At 43.7% G+C, this 18,841-nt stretch carries 19 protein-coding genes; 3 read left to right on the forward strand and 16 right to left on the reverse strand.

All coding sequences use genetic code 11. The features are described 5' to 3' along the window. Positions 1-37 precede the first annotated feature (37 nt). The 13 genes from INE92_RS07235 to INE92_RS07295 all read right to left on the reverse strand — a co-directional run bounded on the left by INE92_RS07235 (position 38) and on the right by INE92_RS07295 (position 10,195). Positions 38-2,239, reverse strand: coding sequence for a hypothetical protein (locus INE92_RS07235; protein WP_008998371.1), 2,202 nt, complete (start codon positions 2,237-2,239; stop codon positions 38-40). A gap of 24 nt (positions 2,240-2,263) precedes the next feature. Next, entirely contained in the window at positions 2,264-3,130 is an 867-nt protein-coding gene (locus INE92_RS07240; protein WP_008640069.1) for a S49 family peptidase, read from the reverse strand. A 61-nt stretch (positions 3,131-3,191) separates the two neighbouring features. Next, complete coding sequence (locus INE92_RS07245) at positions 3,192-3,626, reverse strand: hypothetical protein (protein ID WP_195483817.1); 435 nt, start codon at positions 3,624-3,626, stop codon at positions 3,192-3,194. Between the two features lie 87 nt (positions 3,627-3,713). Then, entirely contained in the window at positions 3,714-4,202 is a 489-nt protein-coding gene (locus INE92_RS07250; RefSeq protein WP_008998373.1) for a hypothetical protein, read from the reverse strand. Between the two features lie 594 nt (positions 4,203-4,796). Next, positions 4,797-5,081: a hypothetical protein gene (locus INE92_RS07255; RefSeq protein WP_233476934.1), complete on the reverse strand. Its 285-nt coding sequence runs from the start codon at positions 5,079-5,081 to the stop codon at positions 4,797-4,799. 26 nt (positions 5,082-5,107) lie between these two features. Beyond that, positions 5,108-8,011: a hypothetical protein gene (locus INE92_RS07260; RefSeq protein WP_008998375.1), complete on the reverse strand. Its 2,904-nt coding sequence runs from the start codon at positions 8,009-8,011 to the stop codon at positions 5,108-5,110. Between the two features lie 22 nt (positions 8,012-8,033). Continuing rightward, entirely contained in the window at positions 8,034-8,216 is a 183-nt protein-coding gene (locus INE92_RS07265) for a hypothetical protein (RefSeq protein ID WP_004318165.1), read from the reverse strand. Beyond that, a complete protein-coding gene (locus tag INE92_RS07270; protein ID WP_004325858.1) occupies positions 8,213-8,389 on the reverse strand; it encodes a hypothetical protein in 177 nt (58 codons plus the stop codon). Before INE92_RS07270 ends, INE92_RS07265 begins: the two co-directional genes overlap by 4 nt. Positions 8,390-8,414: 25 nt before the next feature. Then, positions 8,415-8,681 (reverse strand): hypothetical protein, encoded by a 267-nt coding sequence (locus INE92_RS07275; RefSeq protein ID WP_007478431.1) that lies wholly within the window; start codon positions 8,679-8,681, stop codon positions 8,415-8,417. A gap of 17 nt (positions 8,682-8,698) precedes the next feature. Further along, positions 8,699-8,956: a hypothetical protein gene (locus INE92_RS07280; protein WP_004303404.1), complete on the reverse strand. Its 258-nt coding sequence runs from the start codon at positions 8,954-8,956 to the stop codon at positions 8,699-8,701. Positions 8,957-8,974: 18 nt separating this feature from the next. Continuing rightward, positions 8,975-9,253, reverse strand: a complete 279-nt coding sequence (locus INE92_RS07285) for a hypothetical protein (RefSeq protein ID WP_007478432.1) — start codon at positions 9,251-9,253, stop codon at positions 8,975-8,977. Positions 9,254-9,394: 141 nt separating this feature from the next. Beyond that, the gene (locus INE92_RS07290) at positions 9,395-9,943 is read right to left on the reverse strand and encodes a phage antirepressor N-terminal domain-containing protein (protein WP_008998376.1); all 549 of its coding nucleotides are present in this window, start codon (positions 9,941-9,943) and stop codon (positions 9,395-9,397) included. A 24-nt stretch (positions 9,944-9,967) separates the two neighbouring features. Beyond that, a complete protein-coding gene (locus tag INE92_RS07295; RefSeq protein ID WP_008998377.1) occupies positions 9,968-10,195 on the reverse strand; it encodes a helix-turn-helix domain-containing protein in 228 nt (75 codons plus the stop codon). Positions 10,196-10,307: 112 nt separating this feature from the next. Between INE92_RS07295 and INE92_RS07300 the strand changes: the two genes are divergently transcribed. From INE92_RS07300 to INE92_RS07310, 3 genes are all read left to right on the forward strand, one after another. After that, on the forward strand, positions 10,308-10,610 hold the full coding sequence (locus tag INE92_RS07300; protein WP_008998378.1) for a helix-turn-helix domain-containing protein: 303 nt from the start codon (positions 10,308-10,310) through the stop codon (positions 10,608-10,610). A 229-nt stretch (positions 10,611-10,839) separates the two neighbouring features. Next, positions 10,840-11,211: an ISAon1 family transposase N-terminal region protein gene (locus tag INE92_RS07305; RefSeq protein WP_008640050.1), complete on the forward strand. Its 372-nt coding sequence runs from the start codon at positions 10,840-10,842 to the stop codon at positions 11,209-11,211. Positions 11,212-11,251: 40 nt separating this feature from the next. After that, positions 11,252-12,187, forward strand: a complete 936-nt coding sequence (locus tag INE92_RS07310; RefSeq protein WP_007483769.1) for an ISAon1 family transposase — start codon at positions 11,252-11,254, stop codon at positions 12,185-12,187. A gap of 66 nt (positions 12,188-12,253) precedes the next feature. Here INE92_RS07310 and INE92_RS07315 read toward each other — a convergent pair whose 3' ends face one another. From INE92_RS07315 to INE92_RS07325, 3 genes are read right to left on the reverse strand one after another with little or no spacing between them, the layout of a single operon-like run. Next, positions 12,254-13,708, reverse strand: coding sequence for an AbgT family transporter (locus INE92_RS07315; protein WP_004317458.1), 1,455 nt, complete (start codon positions 13,706-13,708; stop codon positions 12,254-12,256). A gap of 29 nt (positions 13,709-13,737) precedes the next feature. Next, the gene (locus INE92_RS07320) at positions 13,738-14,466 is read right to left on the reverse strand and encodes a DUF5932 domain-containing protein (protein ID WP_004317459.1); all 729 of its coding nucleotides are present in this window, start codon (positions 14,464-14,466) and stop codon (positions 13,738-13,740) included. 34 nt (positions 14,467-14,500) lie between these two features. Further along, a complete protein-coding gene (locus INE92_RS07325; RefSeq protein ID WP_151929284.1) occupies positions 14,501-18,817 on the reverse strand; it encodes a DUF5113 domain-containing protein in 4,317 nt (1,438 codons plus the stop codon). Positions 18,818-18,841: the final 24 nt, after the last annotated feature.

Below are 18,841 nucleotides of genomic sequence, written 5' to 3' on the forward strand. Positions count from 1 at the left end.
TAAAATGGAAGGGATAAAGTATCCCTTCCGCAAAAAATTAGCCTCTTGCCACTTCGTAGAATTTACCGTCGGCGGCTTTCGCCAGCTTGATAAACTTGCCTTCGGAAAGTGTCATAGCTTCGGTTAAAACAAAGTTTCCGCCGGCCGCAATGGTGGAAGCATATTCAGAACCGTTTCCGTAGATCGTGTAAACAACACCGGCTTCCGCATCGGTAAAGTTAGTGATTGCCGTCGCCTTTGTATTCTCACCGGTTACGAATACTTCACCGTCAAGCAAGGAAGGTTCCGTTTCATCCGGCGCAAACTGTAACGCATCGGAAGAAGCGTTTTCGCGGCCGATCTCGATAAATTTACCGTCGGCACGTTTCATCAGTTTGATAACATCCCCCTTGCCGGGCTGCCAGGCCTCGGAAATAAGTTCAAAGTTTCCGCTCTTTTCAATCTTAACACCTTTATCCACGCTTCCGCATTTCAGGGAAATAACCGTACCTACCGGCGCGTCTTCAATATCGGTAATCGTAAATTCGGCTGTGTTGGCTACGGTAACAATGGAGGTATGAAGCTTGGCCGACGGGTTCTTGTCCTTGTCAGCGTCCACAAAGTAAGACGCCGGGCGGTCATACTCATTACAGAAGATCATCTGGCGCGTATAGTCCATATCTTCTTTCTTGGTGTACTTGAAGCCCACGGCAATAGCCCAGATACTTTCACGCCAGTTACTCCAGACTTTCAGGCTCCAGTCTTCCTGCTCCAGGTTGAAAGCCGTCATTTCACCCGGTTTGTCCTCGTAGGTTTTAATGTTGCCTTCAAACGTCCAGAAAATACGGTGGTGGTTGTCAGCATTGGGAACCGGGATAATCTTTACCGCCGGATATTCCTTCACATACATGATATTAGCCTTGTAATCCTGGTTCTGTCCGTAATGCAGTTCATTGTATTTATGATACAATACAATAAAGTGCGAAGGCATATAAAGTGCCAGGTTACCGCTGTCACGAAGAACCGCCGGGATCATGGAAGTACCCTTGTACACCTTTTCACCGATGTTTGCTTCGGTAAGTTCTCCCAGCTCGAACGGCTTGATCTGGTAAACGAACTTTCCGTTATTGATATCGGTATGTCCGTTCACTTTCTTGTTCAGGAACTCATACAGACCGTCAGCTGCAGCAAGTGCTTTGCCCGGTTCGTTCAGATTCGGGTCCTTACGGATTCCGTTAATACGGCGTTGTTCGCGCTCGTTATGCAACTTCTTGGCAGTTTCGGCCAGGATGTACTCGATAAAAGACCACTTGATAGGGTTTGAACCTTCCTTGTTCAAAGTGCCGATCCAGGTTTTCTCCAGGGCTTTTAAATTTTTGAAACGGTGTGCAAACATCACGTTGAACATGCGCAGGGTTTCATCGTCGAACTCGTAGGAACCTTTAGTCACCTTGTCGAAGTCGGATTCCTCATTACCGGCCTGTGAGAACTCACCCAGCCAAATGTTTACCAGCGTAGCCAAATCCTGATAACCGGATTCAAGCGGGAAAATACTTTCAATGGAAGGAAGTTCCATTAAAAACGACTGCAAACGCTGTTGCCAGGGAATACGGTAAAAGGCCCCGAGGTCCTCCTTCAAACGGCTGTAGTCAATGGAACTTGCTTTCGGAAGAGCAATCATTTCAAAACCGGCAGCCTCCATTAACGCAGCTTTGGCGCGAAGGTTATACGGGCGGTCCAGTGAGAACATTTCACCCTGCAAGCCTCCCAGCTGCTTTTCATCCTGGAGATTGAAAGCCCCTTTACCGTCCGCCTGGGCGTTGTGTTGCTTCCCTTTGCCCGGATCATCTTCCGCAGCGGCCGAAAGTTGGGCGATAATGCCGGAAAGCTTCGTTATTTCGGCATCCTTCTTGGCAATCAGCGCGGTGTTGTTCCGGTTTTCGTCACGCTGTTGCGTCTGCAAGGCTTCAAGCTGTTCCTGCGCCTGTGTCAGACGGGCAGCAGTATCACCCAACAAACCGCGAAGGAAAGCGGTAGTTCTGGGTTCCTCGGTTTCCTCTCCCTGGTTTCCGTCTTCGGCTTCGTCCTGGAAGTCGTTCTCGAGGGACGCTTTAAAGTCCGTGAGGAATTTTTCGGTAAAACCGTAGTTTTTCAGTTTTGCCACTTCCTCGGCCGTGATAGAGTTTTTATCCTCTATCTTGCTCCATTCCGACAGGCCCAACAGGGCCAGAATGTGAGCGGAAAAGCTCTTAAATTTCATATATACAAAATTTTGAAGTTAATACTATATGTTATACATCTCGTTTACTTTTCTGACGGTGGCCTGTGCCAGTACCCACTTTACCGCGTCTTCCAACGTACCGAACTGATCGATATAGCCGTTTGCCACGGCCACGTCGCCGGTGAATATCTGTCCCCGGAAAAGGGGAAGTTCCGGATCGTAGGCAATACCCAGGTTCCGACTGATCGCATCGCAGAAAATACGGTGCATGACGACCAAACGCTGCTTTATAGGCTCTTCGTTGTTATCCTTTTCAATCGCGCGGGTTTCATAGTTTTTCAGATCGGCACTATCCGGATAGATTTCCCGGTAATCAATGCCCTGTTTCCTGAAATATTCCTTAAAAGATTGGTAAGTAAGCATGATCCCGACGGAACCGACTTCACACATAGGGGAAGCGATAAAGGTTCTACCGGCGGCGGTTCCCAGCCAGAAATGGGCACTCCCCATGGTACCGGCCACGTAAGTAGCTATAGGTTTGGAAGATTCGGCAATCATTTTAGCCGCCAGGTCCACATGTGCGACCATACCGCCCGGACCGTTTATCCAGAGTACCGCGCCGCAAATCTTCGGATTACCGGAAATATCCCGGAGTTGCTGTTCCAGGCGGTAAGTCTCCCAAGAATACAAGGTACCTTCCAGGATAATGACGGCCACGCTGTCAGCCGGCAGGGTGTCATCATCCAGTTCCCACCGGTTGGCAAGGTAAGGAGTAGTAGCGTAAGCGGTTATTTTATTATTGTTAAGCCGTTTTTCGATCGCATCCAGGTTGCCGGCTGCAACACACGGCACAAGTAAAGAAAGCAACCGGTAATAATCATTATCAGCGATTGCCCAAGGTGCTGTAAAAATCTCCTGTATTTTGTCCACGTTCTCTTTTTTACGACAAAGAAAACGCCTATATTATAGGTAGAGAAGGACTGAAAGAAGCCTACAGAAACGCATCAACGCCCGGACCCGTGCCGGACAGGGTACAATTATACAGCCCCCCGCCGATCTCAAAAGAAAAGGTAAGCGGATAATCGGGAGAACCGGAAACACGGGTATTACCCGTTTCATCAATATAGAGAGCGACAAAGGGCGTCGCTTTCAGGTTTTCCAGATAAAGCGTCTTATTTCGCGACACGTCGGCAAGTTTGAAGGTATGTTTTTTAGTATAGACGTCTTCATTTTTGCTGTCACCTGGTTTTAAGGTTCCCGGTACGATCGTAAGAATATCAGGTTTTCCGATTGAGCGAATAACGACTTTCGAACGCACGACGCCAAAATGAATAATGTTGTAAACGGGAACCAGTTGCAGGCTATGGGCGGAGGATATTAACTTCCTTGACATAATTATAGATATAAAGTGTTGATAATCAAATATTCAGCATTTTTCGGACGTTTTTCAGCCAAAAACCGGACAAAAAAGGACAAACAGATACAGTTGGTAGGTAAAAAATAACTTGCTTTTTTACACTTTTTTTCGATTATAGGCCCTTTTCTTCTTACGCCTGAAACTATCCCGCCACCGCTGGTAGTTTTTCAGTAGTCCGTCTTCTTGAATGGAAGAGATATTATACTTTTTCAGGAAGGTAAAAACGGTTTCCTTAAATTCGATACCGTGCAGGTGCTTGTTTTCGTCCATGAGTTCGTGCAGCTCGGCCCACATCAGGGCACGCAAACGCTTTTCAAGAATGGCGGTACCACGTACGGAAATGTAATTGAACTGTTCCGGAGACTTGCCGCCGGCAAAATTGGCCTCCCGGCGGTCAGGCAGCATAAACTCCAGGTTGCCGCGGTCAGCCGAACAATTAACTGGCCGTTTCTCCATGAGATCGTAAATAGTCACATAGATATCGGACGAAGAAGGAAAACGGACGGTACCGACCGTTTCGTCGTAATATTTGCCCCGGACATACTCGGCCAGGTAGGATTCAATCTGTATTCGGGTGGTAATCATAACAATAACATTCCTTTTTAAGGGCAAAGATATTTCTTTATGGGCTGTTGTTCTGCCATTTACGAGAAAATGTAGGCTTTCAGCCGCCATTTTAATAAATATACTCTGGGAGAATAATTATAACGTGCCTTTTCCTGCTGCCACACGGCCGGTATTTTCTCTGCCAAGCTGTTCTAATATAATCCGGTACTAAATTTTTGTAATTTCGTAACCGGGCAACCGGTAAAGATAATATGCTGTATTTTAGCAACTTAGTAGCGTTACTAATTCCCGTTACAAAAAAATGGCAGGAAAACAGTTTGTAACCGGGCTTACCGGTAGAAGATAAAAAGGCCAGTGTTACAAACCGGAAAAGTTAGTAACCGTTTTGTAACTGCAACTTCGTAACCTTTATTTCCTATTTATTTATTTGATTTTCAGACTTTTTTCTTTCAAGCAAACAAAGGTTACAAGGTTACTAAAATTTTGTATGAAATAGAGGTGGGGTATGGGGAGGGAAGCCGGGCGGGACGCATCTGTTTCCATACGAAAAGAGGGACCGACACATTCGTATCTGGTCCCTCTTTTCGTATCTTATACCGGCTCCGATCCGTCTTATACGCGATGTTTGCACCTGCTTAAAATCCATTTCTTTACGTCCGGGGGTACATAGCGGTGCACGACGGCCGTATAGTCCTCATTAAATTCATACTCCAGGGAGTTGTCTCCTTCCAGGATAAAAACACAGGCCGTTTTGATGATCCATTCGAGCTGCTCGCCCGAATAGCGTTCCAGCATCAGGACGGTACCGGGTTTCATACGCTCCAGATAGCGGTAGACCTGTTCGGCGAATTTCCGGAACCTCTCGCCGCTGTTCCAGAGCGCGGTAAACTCGGACATGCTGTTTAATTTCAAATGCGCGTTATTCATTCATCCGGTCGTTCATCAGGTACAAACATGAGTGTCGGATCGGCCGGTTCCGTTCCACCACCGGCAGCCGTTTCCGCCGTGCCGCATGAACGTAGATAGATCATGTCAGCGGCCTTTCCGTCGTTATCCTTACGTACAATACGCCCCTGGGAGTTACAAAGGTCCTTCGGGTTGAGTTCCTCAATGTAGGGACAAAGGGCCACAAAACCTTTGAGGGCCTTTGTAAAACGCTGCATCGTGATTTTATTCACACCGGAAAAGCTTTTGTAATCAGCAAAAGCCTTTTCACGAACAATAAAGCTATCCAGGTGCTCGCTGTCCGGAGAGAAATAAGAGTTCGCCCAATCCTCAAAGTTATTTCCCATATCGGCCTTGTATTTACGCCTGATAATGTTTTCCATGGGCGGAAGCAATTTTATAGATTCCTCGCAAAGGGAAAGATAAAAACGGCAGCACTGCAAGAAGAAATTTATATCGGCGTTCCACTCGTTCTCGCTGTAAGTCTTGGAAAACAAATCCTTACCGAAGTCGTCCCGGATAGAACGCGTTTCCCGGTAGTCGTTATCTTCCGTACGCTGGTGGTAGTAGTCGGAGAATACCAGGTACAGCAAACGGGCTTCCGTAGACGGATCAAAATCAATAGGAACGTAATTAGTTGTAAATCCCAGCTTGGCCGATTCCTCGAAAGGTATAGTAAACGACTGGTTGTTCTTCGGGTTCACGGTCATATCTGACGTGATGATGTCGTAAAACAGGCCCGTATTAAGATACCGGTCGCAATCATCCACCAGAATAAAGTCGGTATGCTGGTTCACCTGGTCGAACACATGCGGGTTATCCATTAGTTTAGGATTACGGCCGGAAAGCTTGACGGTCTTCATAAAGTAGGAAAGGGCCTTGAACATGAATGATTTACCCGAACGCCCGTTACATTCCCCGTCTTCACCGATCTTGTTATCCATGGCCTGCGGTGCCCAGGCACGGGAAGGGGATTTATACCGGTGCAACATATAACCGATAGTAAATATCTTATTGATAAGGTTCTTTTTCTGTTCGGCCACTTCTTCCGCCATGAGGCCTTCCCCCTCGATATCGAATTTATGTTTCTCCCGGTAGGATTCTGCTTCCCCCACGCTCTTGTTATCGAAATTGTATTCCAGTTCCTTACGCCAGTAAACGCGGCTCGAATTGATTACATAGCCGAAAAAGTTAGACGGTACGGCATTTATCCGGATATCAAATACATCGTTGCCCTCTATGTCTTTTTTACGGGAAATGGTAAACATGTCTTCCATAAGACGGACTTTGTGTTTCAGTACATTTTCTTCCCAAACGTAGTGGGATAATGTGCTGCCGTTGGCCGGATGTTCCTTTATACCGATACCGCTTACCTCCATGCTGCAACCGGGAAAGAAGAACATCTGCGTATTATGGGTATAATTGGTAAAGTCCAGTTCTATTTCCTGCAAATTGTCCAGGGCCGTATCTGACAGTTTGGGGCTGTTCAGAATAAGGTTTCTTATATCGCGGGATAAAAAACTATCCTGGGCCCAACCGCGGATAAACTTCCGGATATCCTTTGCCTTTATCAGTTTTACAATATTGCCGGTAATACGGATGTATTTCGTTGAACTGGAATTTTCATCATGAAGCGAATAGAAACCGTTAAGACGTAAAAAGTAGTGAAGGCAGTCCGCGTCTATATTGTGATCCCATTGCCGGGATTTCTCGTTAAACTTGGAATACCAGAATTTGGCGGGCATGGCAAGCGTCATAAGGTTACGGAAATCCTCGTTCTTGCTTCGTAATTCCATAAAGTCCCGGAAGTCCTTACGGGGTTTGCCCCGCTGGTCCCGGTAAGTGGTAAGCCAGGCCGGTAGCCAGATCGTGTGGATATCGATAAAACGTAGTGCAAGTTCCGTACCCTTCACCCTGCCCGTCGTGTCGATATCGGGTATGTTATACAGGACTTCAACGTATTTCATGATCTCCTTGTAGTCCTGTTCGGAAAGTTTATATGTTTCCGAATTAAACCAGATCGGGGAAAAGCCCAGCGATTTAACGCACAGGGCGTCGCGCTCTCCGGAACATATAAACGCCTCCTGCAGCTTCTGTTCCTTATAAGGCTTTTCCGCATTGGCCGGATTCTTTTTAAAGGCGGCTTCTTCCCTGGAATTAAACTCCCGGTATAAGGCTTTCAGTTCGGAAAGACCGTTTATATAGTCCTTCGGCTTGACACCTTCCGGGGTGTAGGAAAAACGCCACTGCTTGTCCGGATTCAGGGGCTCGTATATTTTATAGAACTTCACTTCGGGCGTGTCGCCTTCGGCCGGTTTTACCAGACATTCGCGCATAAAGATAGGGTATGTCGCAGTCGCGTATTTATAGGTTACCTCGCGATTTTTTACATACCCTATATATTTGGCCGAATACCAGTGCAGGGCCTCGGCGTTCTCCTGGGTGACACGGGGGCCGAGTATGCGTAACTGATCCGGGGCGAGATGATCGGCAAGCTCGAAAATTTTAGTACCGTCTTTCTGATCTTGGGAGGCCGGAACTTTACGGATATCCGGTTTGTTTACGTTACGGTTGAGTTCATCGGTTACGTTGTACATGGATGCAAGTTTAAGGATAGCCTCGTTAAACCGGAGGCCTTCCTCATACATGCAGATATCGACGGGACTTTGAGCCGTTCCGGTATCGCCGAAATCCGTTACCTTATAAACCTGCTGGGAACCTTCCTTACCGAACAATTTGATACAGGCCGACGCGTCGTCTTCTGACGGCCGGCGTTTAAAATGGCGGTTGGTTCCGACACAATCCCGGGCTTGCGGATAATAATGTAGAATTATATCCAGCCCGTTGTTGGTTACTTTGTAGATGTCTTCTGCCTTTATCATCGTTATAAAGTTACATAGTTACTTATTTTTCGTTGTTTTCCTCCTGCTTTGTTTTCAAGTCTCCCCAAGGTTGATACAGGAAAACGAATAATAACAGCCAAAGAAAAGCGGTTTTACCCGTATAATAAATGACAAAGGCAATCAGTCCCATAAAGGCAACCACGATAATAGCGTGGGCGATGTATTTTAAATTTTTATCTTTCATTGTTCAAACATGTTATACTGAATTGAAAAACCGAATTTGCTTAATCTCCTTTCCTGGAGAAGGGAACGTTTGTCATGTGAAGGCATAATGGCCACCAGGTTCTTTGTATCGAACTGGTAACCTTTCTTCCGCATCTGATAACGTAGGTTTCTTAGGCGTCTGTCTTCTTTCATGGCATTTCGTTAAGATCGTCTTAGTTTATAGAAGACATGGCACACTATCGCAAAGGATAGCGTTTAAATCCTCCTGTATGGTTTCCTGCTGCTCTCTGTTCAAGTGTACCAGGAAATAACCTTTTCCGCCGGAAAGATTCTTAATCTCCGCCAGATTATACTTCCTGTCTACTGCATCCACGAACGCAGGGGATTCCATGGGGCGGAAGCTACTGAATATTTTATAGGTTCCACTACTGCCTTCTATTCGTAGCGTGGTTAATTCATCGGGGGTGGTAATTGTTGATTTCATTTCTTATTTATTTTTAATTATTCGACTTGTTCCTCACCTTCACGTATTAGGGTAAAAGGTAGTTTGGTACCACAATTCACACAATAAGCTGTTTTACTCTTGTTTAAGGAAACTCCATCGGAATATTCCCCACCGGAATATGTACCGTCAGAATTATGCACACTCGTGTAACTCATTCTAAACAGATCACTATACTGATAACCGTAAAAACCATTGCAATAAGGGCAAGGAAGCGGTTGTGCTTCAGTTACTTTTATGGAGATTTTTTTGCTCATTTCTGTTCTTGATTTGAATTATTTTTCACCACTTATTTTTAATTTTACCAATTCACCAATAGGATAGGTCGTATGTTTCGGTCTGTTTATTTTCACTTTATGAGAAGAAAGAAACAACGGAACAGATTCTATTCGATAGAAAGTGTAGTAAGCTTCTTTAGGAGCCGTTTTTACATATTTTTTTAAATATTCTTCTGCTTTATTTCTCGTATCAAATGCGGCAAGGATAGAAAACCAAACGCCGTCTTCTTCGTATATTCCGGATTCCCTTTTAGTTACTATGTAAATTTTGCTCATTGTTGTTTATAGCTGTGCCGGAGGATAGCATCGAACTACCAATAACACCCGCTTTCGCCCTTCGGGGTTATCTCCACACTCCGGCGGTTATTATATGGAGCGGCAAAAACCGCCCCGGGTATTTATTACCTGCTTCTAAAGTCAATCATCCATTTCACCGGAAACAAAAGGTAAATCCAACCGGCAATTATTAGCCCTCCAGTCATCAATCGTTATTTTCATTACCTGATTTAATTCCGTCTTAGCTTCGTTCATCAACTTTTGAGCCTCTTTAAAACGACACTGGCACTCCTGGCACTTCAGTACTTTCTGCTCGATAACGGTCTGCTTTTGTTTCAGGAAGGTTTGCGACTCCGTGAAATGTGTAAACAAAGCCTTGTAACATGCAAGTTTATATTCCAGAACCGATGCTTTTACATTTTCATTTATTCTTGAGATGTCAATAGAAAACAGCCAGCCGAAAACATAACAGTAAGGAATAGCATACATTTCATAACTCTTTCCGTCTTTTCCAATTGCCTTTATCAGGCAGGCAGCTGGACCGAGTATTTCATCCCGTTCTATCCGCTGCCTCTGTCCTTCCGGATCAATCCCCAATACTTCACAAATGGGTCTGATTGCCACAAATTGCTCGTCACCTGTAGACAAGATATCTACGTTGTTCACTCTCGCAATAATCTTTGTATTCATAACATTTAAGTTTTAAAAGGTTATTTAGTCCACATGGAAGATTTTCACGCCTGTTACTTCCTCGATCTTATCCTTGGCAAGTTCGGGAATACGACATAATCCGGCGCGCCAATTATGAACGGTATGTAGTGGTACTTTACATGCTTCCGCTAATTTTGTCACCATTTTAGAAGAATCTTTCAGCGGTAAACCAATTAGATACATTCTTAACTTCTCGCCGTCTTCATTTCTTTTTAAAGTTTTTTTTGCCATAACATCACATTAAATCTATTATTTATTTCTATATTTATATCACAAATATAGTTTTATTCTACTTATTCAGTAGAATAATTCCTGTTAAATATTGTAAATATAATATCGAATTATGGCTAATTTATTGCTTATAAGGGATTTATGCGAAAAGAATAAAATCAAGATTAGGGAATTAGCTTCCCGAATTGGTAAGGATGAAAGTAGTATTCAATCCATGATAAGAACAGGATCAACCAATACTAAAACTCTTGAAGCCATAGCAGAGGTATTTAATGTTTCTCCCGGTATTTTCTTTGATAATCCTTTGGAAAGTAATACGGAAAATAGTCTTAATAAAGAGGCAGAAATCGCTTATTTAAAGAAGATTCTCGAAGAGAAGGAACGTCTAATACAAGTCTTATTAAGTAAGAAATAACCTGTAATAGATAAGAAATGTAGGCATATTGTAGGCTACGCAATTGTGTAAATAATTAATAATCAGGCGATTAAAGAACGTTACTTGAATCACTTAGAGAAATCGCAAACAGCTATTAAAATAGCGTTTGCGATTTTTTCATTTAATAGAATCGTCCACATGTTGTCTACTTGATATTGGCTCAGTCTGAAACCTTGGGGGATTGCGTTAAAATTCTTATTTTTGCATCATGAAAACATCCTCTTCCCAAACGATTGATCCTGTTGCTTCTTTAAGCTTGTTCTTGCCTTCAGGAATCCTTGATTACTTTACCCTAGTCAATCATGTTTCTCAGGATACTTGCTTTATTCTTTATTTAGAGGAGAAAGCCACTATTCCTGCTGAGTACTCTGATCTCCATCTTCACTCAAAAGGTTTCCTCCCTGAGATTGAAGTTCAGGACTTCCCTATCCGTGGTAAAGCCGTTTATTTACGTATCAAGCGTCGTCGCTGGGAAGATCCATCCACTGGGCAGACATATAGTCGTGACTGGAGTTTGGTAGCCACCGGTACTCGCATAACCGCTGAGTTCGGTGCTTTTTTAAAAGAATTACTTAGATAATCACGCCGTTAGCTGCCAAAGTGTAGCAGAGCATTACTGTATGGATGGCAAACAGCTTCAAAGCCAATATAAAGATCACCTGAGTGACTTCCAGAATTGGGATCAGAGAGCACATGCCCAAGAGTATATCCTTTATCCAAAGAATATGGGTTATCGCCTATGTATTGACGAAACGGCTTTGAGCAAGGGAGATCTTTATACCATCTTAATAAATAGAGATAAGCGAGGTAGGAAAGGTTCTATTATAGCTGTAATTCAGGGCACTAAAGCCGATGATATCATTGCGGTACTTACAAAGATGCCACAGGAGCTGCGTAATCAAGTCAAAGAAATTACACTGGATATGGCAGGGAGCATGCAAAAGATTGCGAAAACGTGCTTTCCACGTGCCATGCAGGTGATTGATAGGTTTCATGTACAAAAACTTGTATACGAAGCTGTACAAGAATTGCGTATTACATATAGATGGCAAGTGATAAAAGAGGAGAATAAAGCCATGAAAGCGGCAAAAGAGAAGGGGGAAGTACATAAAGCAGAAGAACTCGAAAACGGAGATACACTCAGGCAATTATTAGCCAGAAGCAGATATTTATTATTTAAATCACCTGATAAATGGACCAAGAGCCAGAAAATCAGGGCAGAATTACTTTTCAAGCAGTTTGAAGATATTAAGCATGTATATTACTACTCATTGGAGTTGGGAAAGATCTTTTCCACAAACTATGACAAGGATGTAGCAAGAGCAAAGCTGGCACTATGGTATAATAAGATTGAAGAATATGGATACGATACATTCACAACAGTAGCAAACTCTATTGAGAACCATTATGAAAGGATTTTGAACTTCTTTGTGAACAGGAGTACAAATGCAGCAGCGGAAGCATTTAATGCTAAAATCAAAGCATTTAGGGCATCATTTAGAGGAGTAGTGGATATGAGCTTCTTCCTTTTTAGGCTAGCAAAGGTATATGCATGAAGGGAATTGACTAAACTTAATCCCCCAAGAATTACAACTGAGCCTTGATATTTTTTCACGTACCGGCTACAATCCCATCGGTATTTTCAACAAATACCAGACAATAAACATCAATGTCCAGGTAACCAGGATACCTAATGAATATCTCCAGGTATATTTAAGCAATGAGCCATACGTAATCTGTTTATCATACTGCCGCATATAAGTCAGTACCAAAGGCATATAGAATAAGAAAGGAGTAATGGCATTCGTCGAACTATCTCCGATACGGAAAGCACATTGTGCTACATCCGGAGCAATTCCCATCTGTGCAAACATCGGAATAAAGATAAAAGACATAAAAGCCCATTTGGAGGTAGCAGATACCATAATCAGGTTTATCAATGCCGTAAATAGAATAAACAGGATGAGAGCAGACAAAGGAGCCGGCTCAAACGAAGAGAGCAAATCAGCTCCCATGATAGCTAAACATTTATCCAGATGGGAATATTCAAAACAGGCAAACATCTGTGCAGCAAAGAAAGCGATAACGAAATACACTCCAAGAAGTTTCATTGGCTGCGTAAGTCCTTCAATCACATCATTATCAGTGCGATACCGTCCGGAACTGAATCCATAAGCCATCCCTGTAATACCTGCTCCCAAAGAAAGTAAGAACAAAATACCGGCAATAAAAGGCGAATGCATCAAACCTCCGTTCACCCCTCGCAAAATTCCATAAGAAGAAAAAGTAAGCCACAAGATAAGAGCGACATAAACAGCTGCTACAACAATGGAAATCATAATGGCACGCCGCTCTTTGCGAGACAAAGGATGATAAGCCACCACTTTCACACTGCCTTCATACTTTCCTAATGTGGGAAGAAGCCATTTTTGAGTAATCCAATACACAATAGCTGTAATGACTACTGTTGAAGCACTCATAAAGAAGTAGTTACAAAGAGGTTCCGTGTTCCCCTGATAACCCGTTTGCGCCAGTGCCGCCTCTTGGGTGGTATGTGCCAATAACGGGTCCATCGTACTCAATACAATATTGGCACTATACCCGCACGCAACAGAGACATAAGCTGTAACAATCCCTGCAATCGGGTGAAGTCCCACCCACTGGAACAGCATAGCGGCAATAGGCAATAAAATAATATATCCACCATCCCCAATGGCATTCGACAACAAACCGAGCACAATCACCCACAAGATGATTTTCCTCTTTTCCTGCCGGTTCCCTACTCCCATGCGGATGCACGCATCAATAAAACCGGAATGTTGTGCTACTCCCAGTCCGAACATAGCGATAATCACCATGCCCAACGGAGCAAAGCCCGTGAAATTCTTAATAGCGTTCCGCAACCACCAACGGATCCCTTCCGGACTCAACAGGCTTTGTACACGGATGTCCTCACCTGTCTGCGGCAATGTCACTTTCAACCCATAGATATCACATATCCATGAAAGAAAGACCACTGCCATTGTCAGCAGAAGGAACATCGTAGCGGGATGGGGCATACGCCATTTATTCTTCATTACTTTCCAGAGGTATTACTTGCCATTACTTATTCTTCGTCAGGCTCCAGATTATCCAAATCGATAATACGCAATTCCAGTGCACGTACTGCCAATCGGGTAGCATTCACTCCCACCCGTTCTCCATTCGGGAAAAGGCGTCCGATAAGATCATTCTGTCGTTTCTCCAATGATTTTACGCCGAAAGGCATCCCTTTCAAATTGGCAATCATCTCCTTCGTATATCCTAAGGCCAAATGGCGGAGAAAACGTTCATCGTATTCATCAATATCATAACTGATGACTGCTTCCTGACGCTTGGCATCGTTGGCTACCGATTTCTTGAAACGATCTACAATCTTTTCCAAAATCGGATAGTTGAATACCAGCTTCTTTCCGTCCATCACAGCCTGTACATCTGTTTTCGTCAGTAATTCTCCTGTTTTGAGGATAATTCCGTCGGCACCGGCATTCAATACATCCACCCACAACTTTTCATTCAGAATCTCACCTGTGAAGATCAGTACCCGGACTCCTTTGTAGCGTTTGAATATATTCCGGCAAATGTCAACACCAATGGTCGTAGAACCTCCCAGTCCTAAGTCCAACAATACCAAATCGGGGAGTTGCGCCTCCATCAACGGCCAGAACTCACTTTCCGTCATTGCCGTACCGATCACTTCCGCATTCGGTATTTCATGACGGAATATTTCTTCTGTCCCTTTCAACTCCAGTTTTACATCCTCTACGATAATAACTTTAAACTTCTGTTCTTCCATGTTTCTTATCTAATAACTTTTATGTGTTCTCCTTTTATCGGCGCGGAATGGTGAAATAAACCGTAAATCCTCCGCCTTCAGCCGGCTCAGCATTGATACGACACCCTCTGCGTCCCGCAAATTCGTCATGGTCGCGGATAATCTGCTTGCATATCAGATATTCCGTTCCTCTCAACTCCCCTTTCTCACCGGAAGTCATACGTGCCAGATTCGGATAAAATAATTGGTTCAATTCTTCCACACTCTTTTCACGTCTCGTATCCGTAAAGAGAAAACGAATATATTCATTATCCTGACGTGCTTGCAGACGTATCAATCCATCTTCACGCACAGTCAATGCTTCATCAATCAAATTTTCCAATAGAAAACGCAACTGGTTCACGTCTCCTATCACTTTCGCTTCCATTGGTTCTATCTCCAGTTCTATCCTCTCCGAACGGTTCTTCATTGATTTCTTGAAGTATTTTCCGGCAGCGTCCAAAAGTTCCTGCACCGGAATCACAGTACGCCGGAAAGTGACTTCCTCCAATTGACGGGAAGCACACGAGCTCAAAATCGTAAAGATTCCCTTATAATATTCAATCAATTCCGTCATAGTCTCCACCGCTTCACGCTCCTCCGTTTCCGAAAGCTTCTGCGTATTCAACCGCCCTACAATCTGTTTGATTTTATTCGGATAATAGATCGTCTCATGTTTAATCGTCGACAGACAGTTGTCAAGTACCATATTCTGAACATGCAACATGCTATCTTCCCAGGAAGCCCGACGTGTTTCTTCATGTGCCGACTCAATATCCCGGTATTTTGTAGCCAGCTTCACCACTGCGTTAAACACGACAATAGCCACATAACGAGCTACCAGTTCAAAAAGCAGTCGATCCGTCTCCTGTTCCGTTCCTTCTCTGCGTTCCAGATAAAGCACACCGACACATTGATGTTCACCTCCTGCTTCCACCATCAGCGGAATTGCCTGAAGATGCTGTTCAGAAAGATATTCTCCGGAACTAAAACACTGTTCTACCATCTCCGGCATTTCCTGCCCGGGGCGAGAAGCGTATTCCAGCCGATGTGTCGTTTCGTTATAAACGGCAATTCCCATCCGGTCAATTGTCAGTAGTTCATTCACCGGACCGAATGCTTCATCCACAATACGTTGCGGGATTTCTTTAAGCGTACTTTCCTCCCGTTGGAGTGCCTCTGCATTTTCTTGTTCCTGCGGTCTGACCAAAGATGCTGCAAATACCTTTTGATTAATCTCAAGTACCTGTTCGAGATTCAAACGATTCTGCAAACGTTTTCTCATATACAGGAAATAGTATCCGACCAAAGAAACAATCAGTAGAACAAAACATAAAATAATTCCTACTGTCTTATTCGTATTCGACCGTTCCAACTGTCGGCAATACGCTTCAAGAGTCTGATCTTCTCCCTGCAACTTATACAAATCCGTAAATGCCGAATTATTGTAACTGTATGCATCCAACTGTTTCAAAGCCAAAAAAGCAACTGCCGCCTCATTCCTGATATCCAGAATCACATGATAATCCGAATCAAACAATTCGTTCCACCAACTGATTTCGGCAGGCGTTCCTTCCCCCACCAGCTTCATATACCGATGCGAACGATCCGGACGCGCATATTTCTCATAATGCTCGTTCAACAAGAGTATAGCAGAATCTATATATTGCAAAGCAAATTCATAATTTTCATCCACATTAGCAAAATAGGCGGCATTCGCATAATCCGACGCTGCATCCAGCAAATCCTCATAGGCAGAATCCGTAACCACCACTATCGAATCGCCCTCCTGCAACATGGGAGGAATCGGATCATGCAGACAAGAACTCACCCCAAACGGAAGCAACAGGCAAAGCAACAAGACTCCCATCGTTTTGCGCACTCCCGAAGGCAAACGGAAATAGAAACGACTCCCTTTCCCCAATTCACTCTCTACATCAAAGACACATCCCCGGAACAATTCATTCGTTTTCTTATATTTCTCAATGATTCCCTTACAATTCATCAGTCCGAAACCACTGCCCTTATTTTCTTTCAGAACTTCCGGGTCGGCTGCATTCTTCATTCCGATGACACGGGAATCATATACTTTCTCACCGATAATACGAGCCATATCTTCTTCGGAAATCCCCCTTCCGTTGTCTTCTACGGAAATCTCGACATACGCATCCGTAGTACGGGCATACACTTTGATTGTTCCTCCTTCCGGGGTATATTTTCGGGCGTTTTCCGCCAGCGTGTTAATCATAAACAAAGTCAATGCCCGGTCAGCTTTCACCATAACCGTGGTCGGTTCTATTTCCAACTTCTGATTTTTCATTTCAAAAGCACGTCTCCCTTTGCCTAACAGTTCAAAGAGTTCATTAAGATCGAACGTTTCAATATTCAGGCTAAGCGTCCCCTGCTTCATCTTAATCCAAAGCGCCAAAATATCATTGTATTCATTAATCGTAGTTACGAGCTCGTCAATGTATTGATACTTCTCTTTCTTTATCTTTTCATGATCGATATATCCTCGTTCCGTCAACTTATGCACCTCATTCAAGATACGGTCGATATAAGGATTTATCCCATTTACAATGGCCAGACAAGCCTTCTTAATCAAATTCTGGCGTTTATTTCCCGCGATATGTTGTTCGTAAACATATCGTTGCTTTTCCAATTGCATCCGTTCGTCACTCAACGCTTCTACCATCTGCTCATTGTCCGCAGCCCAAACGATATACGGTTCGAGCACGTGCACCAACGCTTTTTCATCACGGTTCAACCGATGCAAAGGAACCAGTGCCGCTTTTCCTTCCTCCGGAATTTCCAGTTGAAGACGCCCTTTTCCGAACAGCTGGTCAATGCCTTGTTGAATTAACGGAACATTCATTGGTATAGAAGAAGTGATGTCCCGGCAAAGAGCCAGTATCCGTTGCAGACGTTCCACATCTACTTGATTCCTTATTTTAGATCGCTTATTGAAGAACCACCAAAGAATAACCACCAGTACAAGTCCGGCAATAACCAAAGAAAGTACAAGCGTCATTTGTCGTGAATCGGATTCCAACGAAAGATAACGACTCTCCAACTCTTTATCCTGACGAGTATAATTCAGAATATCCAGGTATATATTTCGGTTGTAATCAGAAGCATACTTCATTCCAAGCCCGGCATACGATACACTCAATTGTTCCCGAATCCTCGAAATCCATTCGGGCACCGTCCTTACGTCTTCCTCCATAATCCACGGTACTCCAGTATATGTCGTATCTCCTTCCGCATAAATACGCAGCTTGTCCAACGTATCCACTGCATGATGATAATAAAGCATATGGTGTTGGTTCACACAATCTAACGCTTTTGTAAGCGTATCCAATGCTTCCGAATAACGTCCGTGCTCATTCATATACTTACCGATAGACACATACGCACCGGCAATCTGATACAAATCATTATACTCCCGGAATTTTTCAAGCGCAAGCTGTGCCATTCGCAAAGGCAAAAGCGAATCTACAGGAAAACCAAACTGATCCAGCGCGTATCCCCTCCTTGTTCGAAAGAGTTCGAAGTTGTTGGAAGAAACCATCAGATTAGCCAGCCCTTGCAGACCATTTCCTTCGAAATAAGGATGATTAGTCTGAACCGCAGTCCTCCAGGTTATATATAGTTGGTCAAACTCACGCATTTTCCTGTCCTCCGGCTTGGTGGCTTCCACCAATGAAGCCGATCCTTTGATATAATGATAATAAAGCAACTGATTCGTATCTGCCAATACTTCATCTTCCGGGATCTGATTGAGAGATGCGATGGCTTCCTGCCTTTGCTGAAGATAATAGTAATAAATAGAAGAAACAATGAAAAATTCGGTGAAAGCATAATCCAGTCGAAGTGCCTCGTGGCGGTCGGCAAACAAATCACTCTCTTCCCGAATACGTTTCATACGCCGAAGCGCACTATTACGATAATCATAAAATTCTTTGTTCATAGCTGTCCGCTGACAAATCTTCATCAGTCCGATATCAGCAATCAACAGTTCAAGCTCATTTTTAGTCAGTTTATATACTTCCTTATGTAACGCTTCCGCCCGGTCAAAATCCATCGCCATAAAAGCACAGAATCCGAGATTATTAGATGCCTCCGCTTTCCCCGACTTATAAAAATTTACCTGTTGATAAGCTTCATTGGCATACTTATAAGAAGAATCCAGGCTTCGATAACGATAAGTATACGCTTTCCCGTTTAAAGAATCAATCAGGCGCACCTCTTTGGTCGGCACCATATCAGTGCACGAAAAAAAAGAGGTAAACAACACTATACCTATTATATATAAAGGAAAACGTGAACTCATTTTTGACTATTAACTGTTTTCAGA

This window comes from Bacteroides xylanisolvens (assembly GCF_018289135.1).
In the GTDB taxonomy this organism is placed as follows: domain Bacteria; phylum Bacteroidota; class Bacteroidia; order Bacteroidales; family Bacteroidaceae; genus Bacteroides; species Bacteroides xylanisolvens.